This window comes from Flavonifractor sp. An10 (assembly GCF_002161215.1).
GTDB classification, from domain to species: Bacteria; Bacillota; Clostridia; order Oscillospirales; family Oscillospiraceae; genus Flavonifractor; species Flavonifractor avistercoris.
Map to the genome: position 1 here is coordinate 303,136 of NZ_NFMB01000005.1, position 21,031 is coordinate 324,166.

Sequence of the window (21,031 nt, forward strand, 5' to 3'; positions counted from 1 at the left end):
CCAGCGGGCGACCACAGGTCGCCCCTACAGCCAGACCTCGCGGCGCTCGGTGCGCCCCATGAGCCAGTCCACGGACACCCCGTAAAAATCCGCGATATGGAGCAAGGTTTCATATTTAGGCAAGCGGCCTAGTTCCAGATCCTGATAGCCGCGGGTGGAAAGCTGAACCTCTTCGGCCACCTCGGCCTGCTTCAGGTTCCGTTCTGCTCTTAATTGCCGGGTACGCTCTGCAAACATAAATTCGCCCCTCGGCACACAGTTTGCTTCGTACTATAATATGCACAGTTAACTTCGTTTTGGAGGGATTATGATGTCACCGACGATCGAGCTGCTCTATCACTATATCGCGGGCATACCCAATCCGGAGCTCTGGCCGGAGGAGCTGCGGCCCTAGGCCTTGGGCCCCAGGTTACCCTCCTTCCAGTGCTTGCGGCATAGCCCGATGTACTGGTCGTTGGCCCCCAGCACCACCTGCTCCCCCTCCTTGAGGACGTGTCCGCTCTCGTCAAAGCGGGCGTTGCACACCGCCTTTTTGCCGCACCAGCAGATGGTCTTGACCTCCTCGATGATGTCGGCGGTAGCCAGCAGCTCCGCCGAGCCGGGGAACAGATCTCCCTTGAAGTCGGCCCGCAGGCCGTAGCAGATCACCGGGATGTTCCAGTCATCCACCAGCTCGGTGAGGTAGCGCACCTCGTCCCGGGTGAGGAACTGGGCCTCGTCCACAATGATGCAGGCATAGGGCTTGAGCTCCCGGGGTGTCATCTCCATCAGGTCGGAGAAGTAGATGCAGTCGTGGCTCAGACCCGCCCGGGAGGCCACAAACCGGGCCCCGTCCCGCTGATCCACCGCGGGCTTCACCAGCAGGGCGTCCTGCCCCCGCTCCTCGTAGTTGTAGCGCACCATCAGCGCGTTGGCCGTCTTGCTGGAGCCCATGACCCCGTATCGGAAGTACAGCTTTGCCATATCCTCATCCTCCTGTTTCCGTGGGGCCCAGCCGGGCCTCCACCGCCGCTTGAAACGCCTGAAAGGCGTTGGGTACCGCGTATTCGCGCTCCAGCGCGTCCCGATCCGCCCACACCCAGCCGCCGGGGAGCCTGTCCGACGCGGCCTCCACCATGCGGGAGGCCATGCGCCACTCGATGTGGGTGAAGATGTGCTTGCCGGACGGCCCGTCGGCCAGCCCCGCCGCCTCCACGGGGCAGGGGGCGGGGGAGAGCTCGTTGGGGTACTCCCACAGGCCCGCCAGCAGGCCCTTCGCCGGCCGCCGGCGCAGGGCCACTTTTTTTTGGTAAAAAATCAGGAACACCGTCCGCTCCTCCACCCGGCGGGCCTTTTTCGCCGCCTTGACGGGCAGCTCGGCCGTGCGGCCCTCCCGCAGGGCGGAGCAGAAGCCCCTGGCCGGGCACTGTGGGCACAGGGGCTCCCCGTTGGGCAGACACACCATGGCCCCCAGATCCATCAGGGCCTGGTTGAAGTCGCCGGGGGAATCCAGGGGGATCACCTCCCGCAGGGCCGCGCCCATCCGCTTCTTCACGTCGGGCCGGGTGATGTCCCCGCCGTCGCCGGTGAGGCGGGACACCACCCGGAGCACGTTGCCGTCTACCGCCGGCTCGGGCAGGCCGAAGGCGATGGAGGCCACGGCCCCCGCCGTGTAATCCCCTACCCCGGCCAGGGCCCGGATGGCCTCATAGGTGTCCGGGAACACCCCGCCGTGCTCCTCCACGATCTGCCGGGCGGCCTTCTGCAGGTTACGGGCCCGGTTGTAGTAGCCCAGGCCCTGCCACAGCTTCATGAGCCTGTCCTCCTCCACCGCCGCCAGATCGGCCACGGCGGGCAGGGCCTCCATGAAACGGGCATAGTAGCCCAGCACCGCCGCCACCCTCGTCTGCTGGAGCATGATCTCGCTGACCCACACGTGGTAGGGGGTGGGGTCGCTGCGCCAGGGCAGCACCCGGGCGTTTTCATGGTACCACTGGAGCAGGGGTATGGGCAGTTGATCCAGTTCGTTCAAGGGGACACCTCCGTGTTGTGCGCGCTGTCCCGGATATTATATAATGAAGCGAAACTTTTTTCAAGGCGGCGCAATGAAAACCGCCCGCTCGCTACTCTAATGGTCAGAAAGGGGGGCGCCACCCTTGACGGAACAGGAATTTGCCGACCGCGCCGAGGCCATCAAGGCCCGGCTCTACCGCACCGCGCGGCTCTATCTGGGCAGTGAGGCCCACGCGCTGGACGCGGTGGACGAGGCGGTGTACCAGGGCTTTCTGCACTACAAAAAGCTCCGTCAGCCCGAGTATTTCGACACCTGGCTGACCCGCATCCTCATCAACGCCTGCAACGCCGAGCTGCGCCGCCGAAAGCGGGAGCTGGCGGTGGCGGAGCTGCCCGAGACCGCGGCGGAGGAATTCGACGCCCTCCCCCTGCGGGAGGCCATCGCCCGCCTGCCGAAGGAGCTGCGGGCCGTGATCGTGCTGCGGTACTTCCAGGGGCTCACCCTGGCGGAGACCGCCCAGGCCCTGGACATCCCGCCCGGCACCGTGTCCACCCGGCAGCGCAGGGCCCTGTCCCTGTTAAAACTGCACCTGACCGAGGAGGTTTGAACCATGAACCGTATGGAAGAATATGAGGCCCTCCTGCGCCAGCCGGAGGAGCTGCCCCCCGCCCTGGAGGACGCTGTGGGCCGCGCCCGGGCCAGGGCCCGCCGCCGGAGGCTGTGGCGGCGCATCAGCGCCCCCGCCGGAAGCGTGGCGGCGGTGTTCGCCGTGTTCGTGCTGATGGTGAACCTGTGGACGCCCTTCGCCCTGGCCTGCGCCAGGGTGCCCGTGCTGAAGGAGCTGGCCGCCGCCGTGGCCTTCTCCCCCAGCCTGAAGGCGGCGGTGGAGAACGACTACGTCCAGTATATCGGCCAGAGCCAGACGGAGAACGGCATCACCGTCAACCTGGAGTACCTGATGGCCGACCAGGGCGGGCTGATGCTGTTCCTCTCCATCACCGGGCCGGAGGGGGCCACCTCCTTCATGCCCCGTGTGGAGTTCACCACCCCCGACGGAGAAGGGCTGGAGGGCTGCTCCGTCCTGATGGACAGCGTGGCCCCCGGGGAGCTGACCAACGCCGTCACCGTGGCCTTCAAGGGGGAGGAGGAGCCCCAGCTCCCCGAGGCCCTCCACATGACCTGTGAGGTGCAGGCCCACATACCCGGCGTCACAGACCATGAGACCTGGACGGCAGACGCCGCGTTCACCTTCGACTTTCCCCTGGATCAGCGGTTCCGGGGGCAGGGTCGGACGGTGGAGGTGAACCGCTGGATCCAGCTGGACGGCAACGACATCCGGATTGTGGATCTGGAGCTCTACCCCACCCACGCCCGGCTGAACCTGGAGCAGTCTCCGGACAACGCCGAGGAGCTCCAGGGCCTGGACTTCTACCTGGAGGACGGGGAGGGCAACCGCTATGAGGAGGGCTCCGCCAGCGGGCTGTCCGCCCTGGGGGATTCCTACCTGTTCGAGAGCCCCTATTTCAGTGATCCGGACTCCCTCACCCTGCACATCACCAGGGCGGAGTGGCTGGAGAAGGGCCGGGAGTTCATCACCGTCAGCCTGAAAACCGGGGAGGCCCTGGAGCCCATGCCGGAGGGCATGGAGATCAGCGCCATCCGCCTGGATGAAACCACAGCCCGGGTGGCCTTCCTGGCTCCCATGCCTCCCGGCAGCAGCGAGACGAGCATGAACTTCTATCAGCTGGGCTCCGGCTCCTATCGCCTCCCCGACGGCACAGAGGAATACGCCGACGGCCACAGCACCTATGTCAGTGATACGCTCTGGCGGGACACCCCCTACGAGACGCCCATCCCCGAGGGGTATTTCGTGGAGGAGTACACCATTGAGAACTACCCCTGGGACACCATCGACATGGGCCTCCACATCACCCGCCGCACCGCCTTCGACGACCCCGTCACCCTGGCCCTGCAGTAGGGGCGCACACCGTGCGCCCGCGGCCCGACAAAAAAGCCTCGCAGAGTTCGCGCCCGCAGGCGCGAAAAAATGGTAATCCCGTTTTCCCCGGCGACATGTGCGTCGGGGAAAACACTTCTCGGCCCACAAGTGTGGGGTTTGTCCGCTGTTAGCGGACAAACCTTGCGCGCAGGGGGCCGCATCCCCTTCAAAAAAGTGGCCCCCGCCACTTTTTTGACACGCTGAGCGGGCGCCGGCCAATGACCGGCGCCCGCTCATTTTATTTCAGCAGTTCTTCCAGAATCTCCACCGCGCTGCGCACCAGGCGGTCGCAGTTGGGCTTGTGCTCCTCCCCCCGCTCATCCATCATCTGAAGCAGGGCGTCGCAGTCCAGGGCCCGGTTCCTCTCCCGGAAGCGGCTCATGAACTCCGTGGCCTCGTCGGCCCCCTTGCCCGCCATGCCCAGCACCATCAGGGCGCTGGTCACCGCGCCGCAGGCGGAGCCGCGGCGCATACCGCGGCCGAAGTTGGCCCCCAGCTGGAACGCCGTGTCCCTGTCCAGCCCGCACACGCCGGCAAAAGGCACCAGCACCGACTGGCAGCAGTTGTAGTGTACGTCCGTCCGATCCCGCAGGGCCTGGGACTCCTCCATTCTCGTCATTTCTGTTCTCTCCTTTTCTTGAATGGATAATTGAGAATTGAAAATTGATAATTCTCCGCGCATAACCCCGGCACAGGAAACGGAACCGGCCGTATAACCGATAATTATCCATTATCAATTACCCATTATCAATTATCCTCAGTTGAACATGTCGCCGTGCTGTTCAAACAGGCGGTGGATCTGTTTCAGCAGGGGGGCGTGCTCGGGCCGCTTCAGGCCGGGGTCGCGCTCCAGCAGTTCCTGGGCGGCCAGCTGGGCCTCCTTGAGCACCCGCATGTCCCCCGCCAGATCGGCGATGCGCAGCTGGGGCAGGCCGTGCTGCCGCTGGCCGAAGAAGTCGCCGGGGCCCCTGAGCTTCAAGTCCTCCTCGGCGATTTGGAAGCCGTCGGTAGTCTTGGTCAGCACCTTCAGCCGGGCCCGGCTGTCCGGGTTTCGGGTGGAGGTGACCAGCACGCAGTAGGACTGGTGCTTCCCCCGGCCCACCCGGCCCCGGAGCTGGTGGAGCTGGGACAGGCCGAAGCGGTCGGCGTTCTCCACCACCATCAGCGCCGCGTTGGGCACGTCCACCCCCACCTCGATGACGGTGGTGGACACCAGCACGTCCAGCTCTCCCCCGGCGAAGGCGGTCATGACCGCGTCCTTCTCCCTGGGCTTCATCTTCCCGTGTACCAGGCCCACCCGCAGGTCGGGGAACACCTCCGTCTGGAGGCCCTGGGCGTAGGTCGTGGCGGCCTTCAGGCCGGCCCCCTCATCCTCCCCCTCCTCCACGGCGGGGCAGACGATGTAGGCCTGCCGCCCCTCCCCCACCAGCTTCCGCACAAAGCCGTACATCCGCTGCCGCTTGTCCTCCCCCACCACAAAGGTCTGCACCGGCGTGCGGCCGGGGGGCAGCTCGTCGATCACCGACACGTCCAGATCCCCGTAGATCACCAGGGACAGGGTGCGGGGGATGGGGGTGGCGGAGAGCACCAGCACATGGGGGGGCTGCCTGGCCTTGGCCGACAGCGCCGCCCGCTGGGCCACGCCGAAGCGGTGCTGCTCGTCGGTGATCACCAAGCCCAGATCGGCGTAGTCCACCCCCTCGGACAGAAGGGCGTGGGTGCCGATGAGCAGATCCAACTCCCCCGCCGCCAGGGCGGCGAGCAGCTCCTTCCTCGCCTTGCCCTTCACCGCCCCGGTGAGCAGGCCCACCCGCAGGCCGGCCTGCTCCAGCAGAGGGGCGAGAGATCGGAAGTGCTGCTCGGCCAGCAGCTCCGTGGGGGCCATGAGGGCGCACTGGCGGCCGTTTTTGGCCGCCAGCCAGGCGCCGTAGGCCGCCACCATGGTCTTGCCCGAGCCCACGTCCCCCTGCACCAGCCGGTTCATGGGGGGGCCGGCGGACACGTCGGCGGCCATCTCGTCCATCACCCGCCGCTGGGCCCCGGTGAGGGGGAAGGGCAGCAGGGCCAAAAATTCCTCCACCGGAGGAATGGCAAAGGGCACCCCCGCCGCCTCATCCCGCCGGGTGCGCAGCAGGGCCATGCCGCAGGTGAGGTAGAACAGCTCCTCAAAGATCAGCCGCCGCCGGGCTAGCTCCAGGGCCTCCTCGTCCCGGGGGAAGTGGATGCTGCGGCAGGCGAACTCCGCCGCCGCCAGGGCGTGCTCCCGGCGCAGCGGCCCGGGAAGCACCTCCTCCAGCTGCCCGGCGCACTCGTCCACGCACCGCCGGGCCAGCCCGGCCAGCAGGTTGTTGGAAATGCCGTGGGTCAGGGCGTAGACCGGCAGGATGCAGCCGGTGAAGCGCACCCTGTCCGAGCGCTCGCACACCGGGTTGGTCATCTGCCTCCGGCCCGGCGGGCCCTCCACCTTCCCGTAGACGATGTAGGTCTCCCCGGGGCGCAGGGCGTCCTTCATGTAGGTCTGGTTGAAGAAGGTGGCGGTGAGGCTGCCGGTGTCGTCCACCAGGCGGGCCTTCACCAGCTCCAGCCCCTTGCGGATGCGGGAGAGCCGGGGGGGCTCCGCCACCAGCAGCTCCAGGCACACCGGAATGTCCACCGGCGCGGCGGCCACGGTGGAAAACTTCCGCCGATCCTCGTAGCTTCTGGGGTAGCAGCGCAGCAGATCCTCCACCGTCACCAGCCCCAGCTTCTCCAGGCCCCTGGCCCGGGCCGGGCCGATGCCGGGCAGGGTGTCCAGCCGGTCGGCAAGCCGCAGTGCCATGGCGCTCCCTCCTCTCCCCCTGATTGTTTTGTAGTGTAGCACATTTCCCGGGGCCGGGCAAGGCCCCGCCCGTTTTCCCCGGTTTGCTGGACGAAAGCGCCAAAACAAAAACCTGCCGGTCAAAATTCCTGTGCTGTCCGCCAATCATTGCAATAAAATCCGTTTGTTCTTGCAAAACAGCCCGCACGCTGTTATAATACTGTCAACGACAAGAATTACAAATGTGTCGGCAATGATGCCGACAGCACAGCAGGCTGCACACGCCTGCTGCTTCTGTATCCTCCCCTATTTTTTGACAGAATCTCTCTCATTTCATTCAGGAAGGAAGGAAAGCATGGCGGAAAAACAGTTCAACAAAGTCCTGGTGGCCAACCGGGGCGAGATCGCCATCCGGGTGTTCCGGGCCTGCTACGACCTGGGCCTGCACACGGTGGCCATGTACTCCAACGAGGACACCTTCTCCCTCTTCCGCACCAAGGCGGACGAGGCATACCTCATCGGCGAGAACAAGTCCCCCCTGGGGGCCTATCTGGACATCGACGGCATCATCGACCTGGCCAAGCGGCGCAATGTGGACGCCATCCACCCCGGCTATGGCTTCCTCAGCGAGAACGCCGACTTCGCCCGGGCCTGTGAGGAGGCGGGGATCACCTTCATCGGCCCCTCCTCCAAAATCCTGGCCCAGATGGGCGACAAGCTCACCGCCAAGGCCATCGCCAAGGCCTGCAATGTGCCCACCATCCCCGGCTCGGCCGAGCCCCTGAAGGACGGGGAGGAGGCCCTGGCCAAGGCCAAGGAGTACGGCTTCCCCATCATCCTCAAGGCGGCCGGCGGCGGCGGCGGCCGCGGCATGCGCCGCTGCGACAGGGAGGACGAGGTGATCCCCGCCTTCAACCTGGTGAAGAGCGAGGCCAAGAAGGCCTTCGGCAACGAGGACATCTTCATCGAGAAGTACCTGGTGGAGCCCAAGCACATCGAGGTGCAGATCCTGGGCGACCAGTACGGCAACGTGGTGCACCTGTTTGAGCGGGACTGCTCCCTCCAGCGCCGCTACCAGAAGGTGGTGGAGTTTGCCCCCGCCTTCAGCGTGCCCGAGGAGACCCGGCAGAAGCTCTATGAGGACGCGGTGAAGGTGGCCCGCCACGTGGGCTACGTCTCCGCCGGCACGGTGGAGTTCCTGGTGGACAAGAGCGGCGCCCACTACTTCATCGAGATGAACCCCCGCATCCAGGTGGAGCACACCGTCACCGAGATGGTCACCGGCATCGACCTGGTGCGGGCCCAGATCCTCATCGCCGAGGGCAAGCCCCTGTCCACCCCGGCCATCGGCATCCCCAGCCAGGATTCCGTCCACCTGAACGGCTACGCCCTCCAGTGCCGGGTGACCACCGAGGATCCGGCCAACAACTTCGCCCCCGACACCGGCAAGATCACCGCCTACCGCTCCGGCGGCGGCTTCGGCGTCCGGCTGGACGGCGGCAACGCCTTCACCGGCGCGGAGATCTCCCCCTACTACGACTCCCTGCTGGTGAAGGTCACCTCCTGGGACAACACCTTCGAGGGGGTGTGCCGCAAGGCCATGCGGGCCATCTCGGAGGAGCACGTCCGGGGCGTCAAGACCAACATTCCCTTCGTCACCAACATCCTGGCCCACCCCACCTTCCGGGCCGGGGCCTGCCACACCAAGTTCATCGACGAGACCCCCGAGCTCTTCGACATCGACACCGGCCGGGACCGGGCCACCAAGGTGCTCAAGTATATCGCCCAGATCCAGGTGGACAACCCCTCCGCCGAGCGGCCTCAGCACGACATCCCCCGCTTCCCGCCCTTCGAGCACACGCCCCCCCAGTGCACCGGCCTCAAGCAGCTGCTGGACGAGAAGGGGCCCGAGGCGGTGCGGGACTGGGTGCTGGGTCAGAAGAAGCTGCTCATCACCGACACCACCATGCGGGACGCCCACCAGTCCCTGCTGTCCACCCGCGTGCGCACCCGGGACATGGTGAAGGCCGCCGAGGGCACGGCGGAGATCCTCAACGACTGCTTCTCCCTGGAGATGTGGGGCGGCGCCACCTTCGACGTGGCCTACCGCTTCCTCCACGAGTCCCCCTGGGAGCGTCTGCGGCTGCTGCGGGAGAAGATCCCCAACATCCCCTTCCAGATGCTGCTGCGGGGCGCCAACGCCGTGGGCTACACCAACTACCCCGACAACCTCATCCGCGCCTTCATCCGGGAGGCGGCCAAGGGCGGCATCGACGTGTTCCGTATCTTTGACTCCCTGAACTGGATTCCCGGCATGGAGGTGGCCATGGACGAGGTGCTCAAGCAGGGCAAGCTGTGCGAGGCCACCGTGTGCTACACCGGCGACATTCTGGATCCCAAGCGGGACAAGTACACCCTGAAATACTACGTGGACATGGCCAAGGAGCTGGAGAAGCGGGGGGGCCACCTGCTGTGCATCAAGGACATGTCCGGCCTGCTGAAGCCCTACGCCGCCAAGAAGCTGGTGTCCGCCCTGAAGCAGGAGATCGGCATCCCCGTCCACCTGCACACCCACGACACCTCGGGCAACCAGGTGGCCGCCTATCTCATGGCCGCCGAGGCCGGCGTGGACATCGTGGACTGCGCCATCGACTCCATGTCCTCCACCACCAGCCAGCCCTCCATGAACGCGGTGGTCACCGCCCTCCAGGGGCAGGAGCGGGACACCGGCCTGGATCCCGACAAGCTGCAGAAGCTGTCCGACTACTGGGCCGACGTACGCCTGCGCTACAGCCAGTTTGAGGCGGGCATCAAGAACCCCTCCACCGACATCTACCGCTACGAGATGCCTGGCGGCCAGTACACCAACCTGAAATCCCAGGTGGAGAGCCTGGGCCTGGGCCACCAGTTCGAGGACGTCAAGGAGATGTACGTCAAGGTCAACCACATGCTGGGGGACATCGTGAAGGTGACCCCCTCCTCCAAGATGGTGGGCGATCTGGCCATCTTCATGGTGCAGAACAGCCTGACCCCCGAGAACATCGTGGAGCGGGGCGAGGCCCTCACCTTCCCCGACAGCGTGGTGAGCTACTTCAAGGGCATGATGGGCCAGCCCGCCTGGGGCTTCCCGGAGGATCTGCAAAAGGTGGTGCTCAAGGGCGAGGAGCCCATCACCTGCCGTCCCGGCGAGCTGCTGGAGCCCATCGACTTCGACAAGGCCCGGGAGGAGGTACGCAAGTTCTACCCCGAGGCCGACGACCACAATGTGATCTCCTGGTGCCTGTATCCCAAGGTGGTGGAGGACTTCTACCGCCACCGGCAGGAGTACGGCTATATCATGCGCATGGGCAGCCACGTGTTCTTCAACGGCATGGCCCTGGGCGAGACCAACAAGATCAACATCGAGGACGGCAAGACCCTGGTGATCAAGTACGTGGGCCTCGGCGATCTCAACGAGGACGGCACCCGCAACGTGCAGTTCGAGCTCAACGGCATGCGCCGGGAGGTGGCGGTGCCCGACAAGACCGCCCAGGCCCAGGTGAAGCACCTCACCCTGGCCGACCCCTCCGACAAGAGCCAGGTGGGCGCCTCCATCCCCGGCATGGTGTCCAAGGTCAACGTCAAGCCTGGCGACACCGTGGAGGAGAACCAGGTGCTGGCCGTCATCGAGGCCATGAAGATGGAGACAAGCGTGGTGGCCCGCATGGCGGGCACCGTGGATCAGGTGCTCATCAAAGAGGGCGGCTCTGTCAAGGCCGGCGAGCTGCTCATCACCATCAAGTGAGTTTCTAAATGGCGCGCCGGGGTCGTCGCGCCCTACGGAGCGCTCATAAGGCAACCTCCGCTTCCGCATATCTGGGGGCCGGGCTGAAAAGCCCGGCCCCTTTTTTGTACCGCAAGCCGCAGGGGCCGCCGAGGGCGGCGGCCCCTACATGCTTTCCATATGTTGTTCCCTCCTCTTGACAAACCTCGGCAATCTAGGTATGATTACCCTAGATAGCCGAGGTATTTTTTGCACATCTTGAAAGGAGGCACACCCATGAAAAAGGCCGACAAAAACCTGCTGTCCGGCAGCACCACCCTGCTGGTGCTCTCCCTGCTCTCCGCCGGGGACAAGTACGGCTACGAGATGATCGCCGAGCTGGAGGCAAAGAGCGACCACACCTTCACCCTCAAGGAGGGCACCCTCTACCCCATCCTCCACACCCTGGAGCGGGACGGGGCGGTGAAGTCCTACGAGAAGGAGGCCCCCACGGGCCGCACCCGCAAGTACTACCACGTCACCAAGAAGGGCCTGCGCCTGCTGGACGAGAAGAAGGAGGAGTGGACGGAGTTCTCCAAGACCGTCAACGCCATCCTGGCCGGGGCGGCCCCGGCCCTGGCCTGATGCTCCCGCCGGAGGTTCCCCACCGCACCATCGGGCAGTTCTGTGACCATGTGTGCATGTATGTCCGCTTCCGCCCCGACCACGACTCCATCACCGAGGAGCTGACCGGCCACCTGGAGGATCACAAGGACGCCCTGCTGGAGGGAGACCCGGACATGCCGCTGCTGGAGGCGGAATACCGGGCGGTGGCCTCCATGGGGGACGCGGAGGCGCTGGGCCGCTGGCTGGACTCCATCCACAGCCCCGTCCTGGGCTGGTTCCAGATCTGGTTCTTCCGGGCGGTGGTGCTGGTGGGCGTGCTGGCGTTTCTCCTGCTCCTGCCCCAGGCTGAGCGGGCCGCACAGCAGCTGGCGGCCCGACCCCCGGAGCTGGAGATATCGGAAAACAGCCGGGTCATTGCTGCGCTCCATCCGGAGGGAGCCTGGAGCTGGCAGGATTACACCTTTTCCATCCCCCAGGCGGTGGAGACCCAAGATTGGGACGGACGCTCGGTAAAAGCTCTGCTGAAAATCGCCCACCCCAACCCCTGGCGGAAGGAGCCCGTCCTCCCGGGCTCGATCTGGGCGGAGGACGATCTGGGGAACCGCTATGACTCCATGGACACCGTGAACGAGCTGTTGTCGGGAGACGGCTACCCCGCCTGGCGCGGGGATTGCCACGGCAGCACCGCGGCCAGGTTTCTGTTTGCCACCTACTGCGAAATCGAGGTGCGGAAGGTCGATCCGGCGGCCGCCAAACTCACCCTCCACTTAGACCGCTATGGGGAGGACGTGCTGTGGCTCACCATCCCCCTGGAAGGAGGCGGAGGAAATGGCTAGGCGCACCATGACCCCCGCCCGGCGGAAGCGCCGGGCCATCCGGGCCGCCGTGGCCCTGCCCATCCTCCTGGCGGCGCTGGTGCTGGCCCTGGACTTCCCCTTCCTCACCGCCCGGGGGGCCCTGGCCGCCACCCAGGCCCGGTACGGCTTCGGCCCCGGGGAGGTGGTCACCAGGATCAAAGACAGCCGCTACTCCACCTACCGCTACATTGTGCGGTGCGGGGACTGGTATGCCTCCTGCGGGGTTTATCAGCGGGGCCCCCTCTGGCGGTCGGGGCAGCTGATGGCAGTGGAGAGCCGCCCGGAAACCCCCTTGGTATCCCTGATCATCCAGGAACAGGTTGATAACAGCACCATTCTGGTGGTCTCCAACGACCCGGAAATCGCCTCTGTGGAGGTACGGTTTCCCGTCATCTATGAGGGTGTCGCCGGGTGGAAGCTCTTTTCCGTGCGGAGCAGTCAGGCGGTGGAAAACTGCTTTTTTGTCACCTATGACGAGACCGCTCATACTGAGGTTTCTGATTTTCCCTTCACCCAAATAGGACACCACCGGCTGCGGGGCTACGACAGAGACGGGAGCCTGATTTACGAAGCCCCGGTGCCCGAGGCGTGGGCGGCCTATGGTCTGGAAATGGAAGAAGTGAGGTGATTCCATGGCGAGCCCGCAATTCAACGAATTCTGCGGCCGGGTGTGCAGGCGGGTGCGCTTCCGCCCCGACCGCGCGGCCATCACCGCCGAGCTGACCGCCCATCTGGAAGATCACATGGACGCGCTCGTCGCCCGGGGCTTCCCGCCGGAGACGGCGGCACGGCAGGCCGTGGCCGCCATGGGCGACCCGGAGGAGATCGGGAAAGAGCTGGACAAAAGCCACAGTCCCTTCCTGGGCTGGTTCCAGATCTGCTTCCGGGTGGCGGTGTGGGGCCTGGCGGTGCTGGTTCTGCTCTTTACCCTGCCCCAGGTGGGGGCAATCGCTGAGGATCTGGCCGCGCCCCTCCAGGACGGCGGGCATTTGGACGAGTTCCTGACCCAAAATGATGAGTATGACATCGTGGCAGACCTCAATCCCGGCGCTGTCTGGCACTATGAGGGCTATACCTTTTCCATACCGCGAGCCCTGGTGGTACGCGCCTCCGACGGCACTCTGTCCCTGCACTACACAGTGAGGGCCGACCACCCCAACCCCTGGCACAGAAATCCGGTGTTCTGGGACTGGCTTTGGGCGGAGGACGATCTGGGCAACACCTATTCCTCTTATGGGCAGGTGGTACCGTTTCAATTTTCCGCTGTCCGCTCCAGCGGCACCAGCACCACATGGCATCCCTTCGTCTCCTACTACTCCATGTGGGTCGATAGGCTCGACCCGGCGGCCGAGAAGCTCACCCTCCGGTTTGACCGCTACGGGGAAAATGCCATCTACCTGACCCTGTCTCTGAAAGGGGGAACCTAACATGTCCACACGCCCCGTCACCCCCGCCCGGCGCAGGCGCCGCATCCTGCGGGACACCCTGCTGCTGGCCGCCGTCCTGGCGGTGCTGGTGCTCCGGATGGACTTCCCCGTCTTTACCGCCAGGCAGGCCCTGGCGGCCACCCAGGCCCGGTACTTCTTCGGCCCCGGGGAGGTGATCGCCGCCCTGGACAATCCGCAGGAGTGGGACGCCGGAAGGTTCGGCCCGAGCGACCGCTACTACATCCTCCGCTGGGGGGACTGGTACGCCTGGTGCGGCATCTCCCGCAGCGGGCCGTTCTGGCGAACCGGCAGTCTGGGGGCAGTGGAGAACGACCCGTCCCTCCCCCTGATTCCGCTGGTGGTCGATGAGTATAGCTACGGCTCGGTGCTGGTGGTGTGCAACGACCCAGGCATCGCCCGGGTGGAGCTCGTCTTTCCCGTCTCTTCCCCGGAAACGGACAGCGGCTGTACCCTGCTTTCCGCCAGCGGGGGGCAAACGGCGGAGGGCTGCTTCCTGATTCCCTATTACATCCCGTCAGGCTCCTTCCTGTCCTCTGATGCGCTCCAGGTCAAGGGCTACGACGCCGCCGGGGCGCTGCGCTATGAGTCCCCCGTGCCGGAGCGGTGGGCCGGCTACGGCATCTCTGTGTCCGGGGAGGTGGGCTGAGTGGGCCATCCAACCATCGACGACTTCTGCGCCCAGGTGTGCGAGCAGGTGCGCTTCCGCCCCGACCACGCCGCCATCCGGGCGGAGCTGGCCGCCCACTGGGAAGATCACGCCGCCGCGCTGATGGAGCGGGGCATCCCCGAAGAGGAGGCCGCCCGGCGGGCTCTGGAGGCCATGGGCGACCCGGAGGAGATTGGGAAAGAGCTGGACAAGAGCCACAGCCCCCTGCTGGGCTGGTTCCAGGAGCTGTTCCGGGCCCTGGTGTGGACGGCGCTGGCCGTCCTGCTGATGTGCGCCATCCCCTGGGTGGCGGAGACGGTGCACAACATCGCCGACCCCCCGGTGTACGACGAGGACGACACCGTCCCCCTGCTGGAGCAGTACGACAAGCTGAAGCTGGTGGCGGACTACGCGCCGGAGGGCGCCGTCTGCCGGTGGCGTGCGTACACCTTCTCGGTGGAGCGGGTGCTGGTCACCTGGCAGCACTATCCCTACGCCGACGGCTACACCCTCCAGGCCAACTGCCTGCTCAGGGCCGTCCACCCCAACCCCTGGCTCCGCTGGCCCAGGATAGACGGCTGGATCCAGGGGGAGGACGACCTGGGCAACGTCTACGCCTCCCAGTGGCAGCAGGCGGGGCCGGACGGCTACCTGGGCCTGCCCTATACGGTCTTTGGGGGCGCCACCCACATCACCCCCTTCGCCACCTATTACGATCTGCAGATCATCTGCATCGACCCGGAAGCTACCCAGCTCACCCTCCGGTTCGACCGCTATGGGGAGACGCTGCTCTCCCTCACCCTGCCCCTGCAGGGAGGTGAGGCATATGAATAGGCGCCCCGTCACCCCCGCCGTGCGCAGGCGGCGGATCTTCACCGACGCGCTGCTCCTGCTGGCGGGTCTGGCCCTGCTGCTGCTCATGCTGGACGTGCCCAGCCCCTTTCTCACCGAGCGGCAGGCCCTGTCCGCCACCCAGACCCGCTACCTCTACGGCCCCGGCGCAGTGCTGGCCCGGGTGGAGAATGACACCTTCGTCGACTGCATCCTCCAGGACGGGAGCTGCTACGCCGTCTGCACCCTCCCCCGGAAGGGGCTGTTCTGGGGGCAGGGCACCCTGGACGCGGTGGTCAACGACCCGTCCCTCCCCCTGGTGCCCCTCCCCCGGCGGGACAGCCTGCTGGTGGTGGTCAACGACCCGGACATTGCGGAGGTGGAGGTGCTCTACTACGCCCAGTACAGCGGCGGCTTCCACACCCTCCGGCAGACGGAGCCCCTGGCGGACAAATGCTATCTGTTCTACCGCCCTGCCGGGCAGAGCAACTACCACTTCGACGACGACGGCTTCCTCCTCCGGGGCTACGACCGGGCGGGAAACCTGATCTATGAATCCGAAGCCCCCGGCCACTGGGCCGAGTGGTGGGGGCTGACCATACCGGAATGAGGTGAGCCCATGGCGATCCCACAATTCAAAGAGTTCTGCGCCCAGGTGTGCCTGATGATCCGCTGGAAGGCGGCCCGGGAGCCGGTGGCCGACGAGCTGACCGCCCACCTGGAGGATCACGCCGCCGCCCTGGAGGAGCGGGGCCTCGACCCGGAGACGGCCGCCCGCCGGGCGGTGGAGGCCATGGGCGACCCCTACGCCCTGGGGGCGGAGCTGGACGCCGCCCATCCTCCCACCCTCCCCCGGCTGTCCCGGGTGCTGCTGGTGCTGGGCCTGCTGATCCTGCTGGCCGCCCTGGTGCTGGGGTTCCGCCAGCACACCGGCCTCCCCGCCCTGAGCGGCATCACGCCCCGGGGGCCCGGCCTGCCGGAGCATCCTACGGTGGAGACGGTGCTGCGCGAGGGCGCCGCCTCCGGCGGCGGGCAGCTGGGGGCGTACACCTTCACCCCCTCCGGACAGGCCGCCCTGACCAGCCGGGCCCGGCCGGAGACCGGCGGTGTTGTGACCCCCGCGCGGGAGATCCAGGTGCCCATCACCATGACCCCCCGCCGCTTCTGGCTCCCCGCCGCCGCACCGGCTTGGGCGGACGCCGTCTACACCGACGACACCGGCCGCACCGGGGAGGGCTTCCTCCGTACCAGTGACACCTATCTACTGGGGGCGTCCGGCTTCCTGTATCTGAATGACCCCGCCCCCGGCGCCAGGGAGTTCTCCGTCACCGTCTCCATGTTCGGGGAGGAGCTCCACTTCACCGTCACCCTTGACCAGGAGGTGCCGCCGCAATGAAGCGATTCCGCTACTACATCCTGCCCCGGCTCTGCCTGGCCCTCAGCGTCCTGGTGGTGCTTCTCGGCCTGTGGGCGCTGTGGCTCTCCCTGGGCCGCCCCATGCCCACCCGGGAGCTGGCCTGCCGCCAGGCGGAGACCGCCCGCCTCCTCCCCCTGGGCCGCACCGCGGCCCAGGGGACGATCGGCTATCCGGAGACCACCTGGCGGAATGCCGACGCCTGGCTCGCCCGGCGCTACGGCGATGCCGTGGGGGTATATTCGCTCAGCCGGCTGGGCGGTGTGCTCTGGGGGGACGCCAGGCTGCAATTTTATGTGCCCGAGCTGGATTTTTACGCCTTCACCATAGACGTCTCCATGCTCCGCGGCCCCATAAACAGCTACGCGGCCACCCCCATGGCCGTCTGTGATCTCCCGGACGCGGCCCGGCTGGAGGCGGACGTGGTCTGGCTGGGCAACTGGGAGGACGACCCCGCCGCCGCCGTGGCGGCGCACGGCGCCACCACGGAGCTGACCCGCGCCGGGGACTGCGTCTGGGTGGGGCCTGCCCTGAGCGTGACGGTGCCCGACTCCCCCAGCGGCAGCGGCGGGAGCGCCCTGACCGTCTACTGCCGGGCCTACGACGCCGAGGGCAATCTGCTGGCCGTCTACGACCCTGATGCCCGATGAGAGGAGGTGTTCCCATGTCCCCCCTGTTTGCCCAGTTCTGTGAACAGGTGTGCCTGATGATCCGCTGGAGGGCGGCCCGGGGGCCGGTGTCTGACGAGCTGGCCGCCCACCTGGAGGATCACGCCGCCGCCCTGGAAGCCCGGGGCCTCGACCCGGAGACGGCCGCCCGCCGGGCGGTGGAGGCCATGGGCGATCCCTACGCCCTGGGGGCGGAGCTGGACGCCGCCCATCCCCCCACCCTCCCCCGGCTGTCCCGGGTGCTGCTGGTGCTGGGCCTGCTGATCCTGCTGGCGGGCTTTGGCCTGGGGGCCAATCAGCACACCGGCCTCTTTGCCATGGCCGGGGTGTTCCCCCAGGCCCCGGAGCTGCCCTGCGACGAGGAGGACACCGTGGTGCTGGAGGGCACCGCCTCCGGCGGCGGCGTGCTGGGGGGCTATACCCTCGCCCCCTCCGGCCGGGCCGGGCTGGTGTACGTCCGCTGGGAGTACGAGGGAGACGTGGAGGAGCAATACCAGCTCCAGGCGCCCCTCACCGCCGCAGCCAGCCGCCCCTGGCTCCCCGTCCCGGCGGTCTATGCGCCCGACGCGGTCTACACCGATGACGCCGGCGGCTCCGGCTCCTGCTACCTCACCTCCGGGGAGGACTACCTGCTGGGGAGCACCGCCTGGCTGCGCATCGTGAACCCCACCCCCGGGGCCACGGAGTTTTCCATCACCGTCTCCGCTGCCACCGGAGAGGCCATTTTCTTCACCGTCACCCTGCCCGAGGAGGTGCCGCCCCTATGAAGCGATTCCGCTACTACATCCTGCCCCGGGTCTGCCTGGTACTCAGTGTCCTGGTGCTTCTCTTCGGCCTGTGGGTGCTGTGGCTCTCCCTGGGCCGCCCCATGCCCACCCGGGAGCTGGCCTGCCGCCAGGCGGAGACTGCCCACTTCGCCCCCCATGGCCGCACCGTGGCCGCCGGGCATGTCCGCTTCCAGCATACCGAGCCGCACCTTGACGCCTGGGTGGTGCGCCGCGCGGGCGGGCGGTTCTCCGTTGTGGAGCTTAACCGCACCGCCGGGCTGCTCTGGTCTGTGGTCGATCTGCAGAGCATTCCCATGGAGGAAGAGAAGCTCTGCGTGTACCAGGTGCCCAGCGCTCCCGTCGACACGGTTGTCAACGGCCGCATAGAGTTCACCGGCTGTGAGGTCGCTCCCCTGGCCATCTGTACCCACCCGGAGGCAGCCCGGGTGGAGGTATCCGTCCTTTGGTTCGGCGGCTGGGAGACGGATGTGTACGCCGCCCTGGAAGAGCGGGGCGTGACCGGGGAGCTGACCGATATGGGCGGCGGCGTGTGGGCGGGGCCCGCCCTCTTTGTGCCGGATGCCCCGAAGCCGGAGGGGCTGACCAGCTCCAGCTCAACCCTCTATCTGTTCTGCCGGGTCTACGACGCCGAGGGCAACCTGCTGGCCGTCTGCGACCCCACTGCCGGCTGAAAGGAGGCGCCCCATGTCCACCCCGTTTTCCCAGTTCTGTGACCAGGTGGTGCGCCGGGTGCGGTGGTTCCCCGCCCGGGGATCCATCGCGGCGGAGCTGCGGGCCCACCTGGAGGATCACGCCGCCGCGCTGATGGAGCGGGGCACCCCCGAGGAGGAGGCCGCCCAGCAGGCCGTGGCCGCCATGGGCGACCCGGAGGCGCTGGGCCGCCAGCTCAACCGCGCCCACCCGCCCCTGCTGCACCTCTCGGTACTGGTCACCGGAACCGTGCTGTTTCTTCTTCTGGCCGTCTACGGTCTGGCTCTGATCACCTGGTCGCTGGATCTGGCTCAAACCACTCGGGAGCGGCGGGCTGCCCCAGCGGACACCCGGGAGCACTATAGCTCCGCCGGCCGATCCAGCTACACCCTGCCCATGGACGAATGGGCAGAGGTGGACGGCCTGCGGCTTCATTTCCACACCATCTTCGTCCTTGGCACGACCGAGCATCCCTTCGGCTATGAGATCTACCTTACCTGTGACCCGTCCGACGGCTGGCTGCCCGATAACAGCAGCACCCGCCTGGAGATGAACTTTGTGGAAAATGTACCGGGTAATGTGTTCTACCGCTTTGTCACCGACACCGGCTGGGAGTACATCCCCGCTACCTCCCTCAACTCCGGGGTCAGCCGCTGGATCATCCTGCCCCAGCTCCCCCCGGAGGACGCGGAGCACCTGTGGCTGGAGGGGGACGTGTTCGGCCACACCTTCCGGGTGGAATTCCCCATTGTGAGAGGAGGGGATCTGCCGTGAAGCGCCTCCGTCTCTCCCCCAAGGGCCGCCTGCGCCGCAATGTGGCGGCGCTCTTGCTCCTCTTTCTGACCGTATTGCTGATCCGCCGTCCAGCCTTCACCTTCCCGCAGGCCGTGGAACAGATCCAGGATCTCTACCATCTGGGCCCTGTGGCCTCCGCCCATTGGTATCCGGAGGAACAGCACTGCGTCCTCCGCTGTGACCGCTGGTACGCCGTCTGCCCCCTGGAGCGGGGACGCTTCTATTTCTGGGACACCTGGGAGCCCGGCTATTGGGGCCTGACCGCCGCCCCGGTGGAGGACGCGCCCCTCTCTGTCTGCGGGCTCTGTTACAGCGACATCATTTTCGGCCTGTGCTCCGACCCGGCCATCGAGGCCGTCCGCCTCACCTACACCGACGGGGAAAACACCCACACCGTGGAGACCTCCCCCGGCGAGGGCGGGCTGTTCCTCTACCACTGCCCGGAAGCTCTTCTGGAGTATTCTCGCTACACCGCCCAGGGCCTGGACGGCCAAGGGCAGGTGCTCTACACCGTGACGCGCAGTGTCATCTATGAAAACGAGCTCATCTGACCGCCCGTTCGACGGCATAATCTTCCAGTTTATGGTATGCTCTACCCAAAGGAGGATATGCCATGCGACAGATGATTCCTGTGCTTCTGCTCCTCACCCTGCTGCTCCCCGCCGCGGCGGCGGCCCAGCCCCCCGTCACCCGGGCCCAGTTCGTGGCCGCCCTGTGGGCCTGCGCCGGCGGCGTGCCCTACGACGCCAACGGCCCCTTCTCCGATGTGGAGCGGGACTCCCCCGGCGCCACAGCCATCGCCTGGGCCTATGACCTGGGGGTGGTACAGGGCACCGGCTGGGCCTGCTTCACCCCCGACCGCCCCGTCACCCGGGAGGAGGCCGCCATGTTCCTCCGCCGCTACGCCGCCCACCTGGGGCGGGACACCTTCCTGCCCGGCGGTGTGGCCGCCTGCAACGACTTTGAGGACATCTCCCCCTGGGCGGACGACTCCCTGTACTGGGCCACGGCCGTCGGCCTGCTGGAGTGGTCAGAGGGAGGCCGGCTGGCCCCGCAGGAGTACGTCTCCGCCGACGAGCTGGAGCGCACCCTCTCCCGCTTCTTCGACCGCCCCGTCCCCGCCGTCCCCTATCTGCTGGAACACTGGCCGACCACAGGCCTGTAGGGGCGGATGCCATCCGCCCGCCAAGTCGTTTCTCTAAAAGAGCGCCGGCGGAGAGCAATTTGCTCTCCGCCGGCGCTTTTGCCTATCCGGCCTCGTCCTCTTTCACCATCTTCTCCAGCTCCTCCCAGGTGGGGGAGATGGCCTCGATATCCCCCCAGGTGTCGAACCGCTCTTCCATGACGGCCCAGGTGATGTACCAGAACCTGTACCGGATGTCCAGGTGGCTGGGCAAGATGTCCTCCAGGATGGCCTTCATCTCGTCAAACCCCTCGGGGATGCCCGGCACGTCGGGGAAGTACACCTCCACCACGCCGGGGGTGTCCGTCTCCTCCGCCACGGCGTTGAGGCCGCAGCCCTTCAGGTTGTCGTTGATGGCCTCCAGGGTGAAGCTGTCTCCGCCGATGCGCAGCAGGGCGGCCAGGGCCTGCCGCCGCCGGTTCAGATTGGGGGCCACGGGCCTGCGCACCAGCAGGGACTCAATGGCCTCCAGCCCCCAGTCCTCGGCGGTGGAGATGAGCATCTCCCGCTGCACCTCGTCCAGGGCGGCCCCGCCCCCGTCCAGGGCCTCCCC

At 66.8% G+C, this 21,031-nt stretch carries 23 protein-coding genes; 17 read left to right on the top strand and 6 right to left on the bottom strand.

The genetic code is table 11. From position 1 onward, the window contains the following. Positions 1-24: 24 nt before the first annotated feature. From B5E42_RS11160 to mutY, 3 genes are all read right to left on the bottom strand, one after another. Complete coding sequence (locus tag B5E42_RS11160) at positions 25-237, bottom strand: helix-turn-helix transcriptional regulator (protein WP_087239615.1); 213 nt, start codon at positions 235-237, stop codon at positions 25-27. A 153-nt stretch (positions 238-390) separates the two neighbouring features. Continuing rightward, entirely contained in the window at positions 391-963 is a 573-nt protein-coding gene (locus B5E42_RS11165; protein ID WP_087239617.1) for a thymidine kinase, read from the bottom strand. 4 nt (positions 964-967) lie between these two features. Then, a complete protein-coding gene (mutY, locus tag B5E42_RS11170) occupies positions 968-2,011 on the bottom strand; it encodes an A/G-specific adenine glycosylase (protein WP_087239619.1) in 1,044 nt (347 codons plus the stop codon). Positions 2,012-2,135: 124 nt separating this feature from the next. On the opposite strand from mutY, the gene B5E42_RS11175 reads away from it, so the two are divergent. Further along, positions 2,136-2,600: a sigma-70 family RNA polymerase sigma factor gene (locus B5E42_RS11175; RefSeq protein ID WP_087239621.1), complete on the top strand. Its 465-nt coding sequence runs from the start codon at positions 2,136-2,138 to the stop codon at positions 2,598-2,600. A 3-nt stretch (positions 2,601-2,603) separates the two neighbouring features. Then, complete coding sequence (locus B5E42_RS11180; RefSeq protein WP_087239623.1) at positions 2,604-3,971, top strand: DUF4179 domain-containing protein; 1,368 nt, start codon at positions 2,604-2,606, stop codon at positions 3,969-3,971. Between the two features lie 259 nt (positions 3,972-4,230). Here the strand turns inward: B5E42_RS11180 and B5E42_RS11185 are convergent, their stop codons facing one another. Together B5E42_RS11185 and recG are read right to left on the bottom strand one after the other, a co-directional pair. Beyond that, positions 4,231-4,611 carry a C-GCAxxG-C-C family protein gene (locus B5E42_RS11185; RefSeq protein WP_087239625.1) on the bottom strand — a complete coding sequence of 127 codons (381 nt, stop codon included), beginning with the start codon at positions 4,609-4,611 and terminating at the stop codon, positions 4,231-4,233. A 138-nt stretch (positions 4,612-4,749) separates the two neighbouring features. Then, a complete protein-coding gene (gene recG, locus B5E42_RS11190; RefSeq protein WP_087239627.1) occupies positions 4,750-6,810 on the bottom strand; it encodes an ATP-dependent DNA helicase RecG in 2,061 nt (686 codons plus the stop codon). 334 nt (positions 6,811-7,144) lie between these two features. Between recG and B5E42_RS11195 the strand changes: the two genes are divergently transcribed. The 15 genes from B5E42_RS11195 (at position 7,145) to B5E42_RS11265 (ending at position 20,460) form a co-directional block, all read left to right on the top strand. Next, positions 7,145-10,573 (top strand): pyruvate carboxylase, encoded by a 3,429-nt coding sequence (locus B5E42_RS11195; RefSeq protein WP_087239629.1) that lies wholly within the window; start codon positions 7,145-7,147, stop codon positions 10,571-10,573. Between the two features lie 255 nt (positions 10,574-10,828). Continuing rightward, a complete protein-coding gene (locus B5E42_RS11200) occupies positions 10,829-11,176 on the top strand; it encodes a PadR family transcriptional regulator (protein ID WP_087239631.1) in 348 nt (115 codons plus the stop codon). Next, positions 11,113-11,994: a hypothetical protein gene (locus tag B5E42_RS11205; protein WP_242967108.1), complete on the top strand. Its 882-nt coding sequence runs from the start codon at positions 11,113-11,115 to the stop codon at positions 11,992-11,994. The genes B5E42_RS11200 and B5E42_RS11205 overlap by 64 nt, the downstream gene beginning before the upstream one ends. Beyond that, positions 11,987-12,643 (top strand): DUF5044 domain-containing protein, encoded by a 657-nt coding sequence (locus tag B5E42_RS11210; protein WP_162613973.1) that lies wholly within the window; start codon positions 11,987-11,989, stop codon positions 12,641-12,643. The genes B5E42_RS11205 and B5E42_RS11210 overlap by 8 nt, the downstream gene beginning before the upstream one ends. A gap of 4 nt (positions 12,644-12,647) precedes the next feature. Then, positions 12,648-13,442 carry a permease prefix domain 1-containing protein gene (locus B5E42_RS11215; protein ID WP_087239636.1) on the top strand — a complete coding sequence of 265 codons (795 nt, stop codon included), beginning with the start codon at positions 12,648-12,650 and terminating at the stop codon, positions 13,440-13,442. A 1-nt stretch (position 13,443) separates the two neighbouring features. Beyond that, positions 13,444-14,109 carry a DUF5044 domain-containing protein gene (locus B5E42_RS11220; protein WP_087239638.1) on the top strand — a complete coding sequence of 222 codons (666 nt, stop codon included), beginning with the start codon at positions 13,444-13,446 and terminating at the stop codon, positions 14,107-14,109. Continuing rightward, positions 14,110-14,943, top strand: coding sequence for a permease prefix domain 1-containing protein (locus tag B5E42_RS18920; RefSeq protein WP_141242526.1), 834 nt, complete (start codon positions 14,110-14,112; stop codon positions 14,941-14,943). Continuing rightward, entirely contained in the window at positions 14,936-15,550 is a 615-nt protein-coding gene (locus tag B5E42_RS11230; protein WP_162613974.1) for a DUF5044 domain-containing protein, read from the top strand. The genes B5E42_RS18920 and B5E42_RS11230 overlap by 8 nt, the downstream gene beginning before the upstream one ends. Positions 15,551-15,559: 9 nt before the next feature. Next, the gene (locus B5E42_RS11235) at positions 15,560-16,336 is read left to right on the top strand and encodes a permease prefix domain 1-containing protein (RefSeq protein WP_087239644.1); all 777 of its coding nucleotides are present in this window, start codon (positions 15,560-15,562) and stop codon (positions 16,334-16,336) included. Next, complete coding sequence (locus B5E42_RS11240; RefSeq protein WP_087239646.1) at positions 16,333-17,004, top strand: hypothetical protein; 672 nt, start codon at positions 16,333-16,335, stop codon at positions 17,002-17,004. The genes B5E42_RS11235 and B5E42_RS11240 overlap by 4 nt, the downstream gene beginning before the upstream one ends. A 14-nt stretch (positions 17,005-17,018) precedes the next feature. Continuing rightward, entirely contained in the window at positions 17,019-17,789 is a 771-nt protein-coding gene (locus B5E42_RS11245) for a permease prefix domain 1-containing protein (RefSeq protein ID WP_087239648.1), read from the top strand. Next, a complete protein-coding gene (locus B5E42_RS11250; RefSeq protein WP_087239650.1) occupies positions 17,786-18,481 on the top strand; it encodes a hypothetical protein in 696 nt (231 codons plus the stop codon). The genes B5E42_RS11245 and B5E42_RS11250 overlap by 4 nt, the downstream gene beginning before the upstream one ends. Positions 18,482-18,494: 13 nt before the next feature. Further along, positions 18,495-19,274 (top strand): permease prefix domain 1-containing protein, encoded by a 780-nt coding sequence (locus B5E42_RS11255; protein WP_087239652.1) that lies wholly within the window; start codon positions 18,495-18,497, stop codon positions 19,272-19,274. Next, a complete protein-coding gene (locus B5E42_RS11260) occupies positions 19,271-19,846 on the top strand; it encodes a hypothetical protein (protein ID WP_087239654.1) in 576 nt (191 codons plus the stop codon). Before B5E42_RS11255 ends, B5E42_RS11260 begins: the two co-directional genes overlap by 4 nt. A gap of 62 nt (positions 19,847-19,908) precedes the next feature. Beyond that, positions 19,909-20,460 (top strand): S-layer homology domain-containing protein, encoded by a 552-nt coding sequence (locus tag B5E42_RS11265; RefSeq protein ID WP_087239656.1) that lies wholly within the window; start codon positions 19,909-19,911, stop codon positions 20,458-20,460. Positions 20,461-20,542: 82 nt separating this feature from the next. Here the strand turns inward: B5E42_RS11265 and B5E42_RS11270 are convergent. After that, on the bottom strand, positions 20,543-21,031 hold a 489-nt coding region (locus B5E42_RS11270), incomplete at its 5' end, for a DUF2313 domain-containing protein (RefSeq protein ID WP_087239659.1).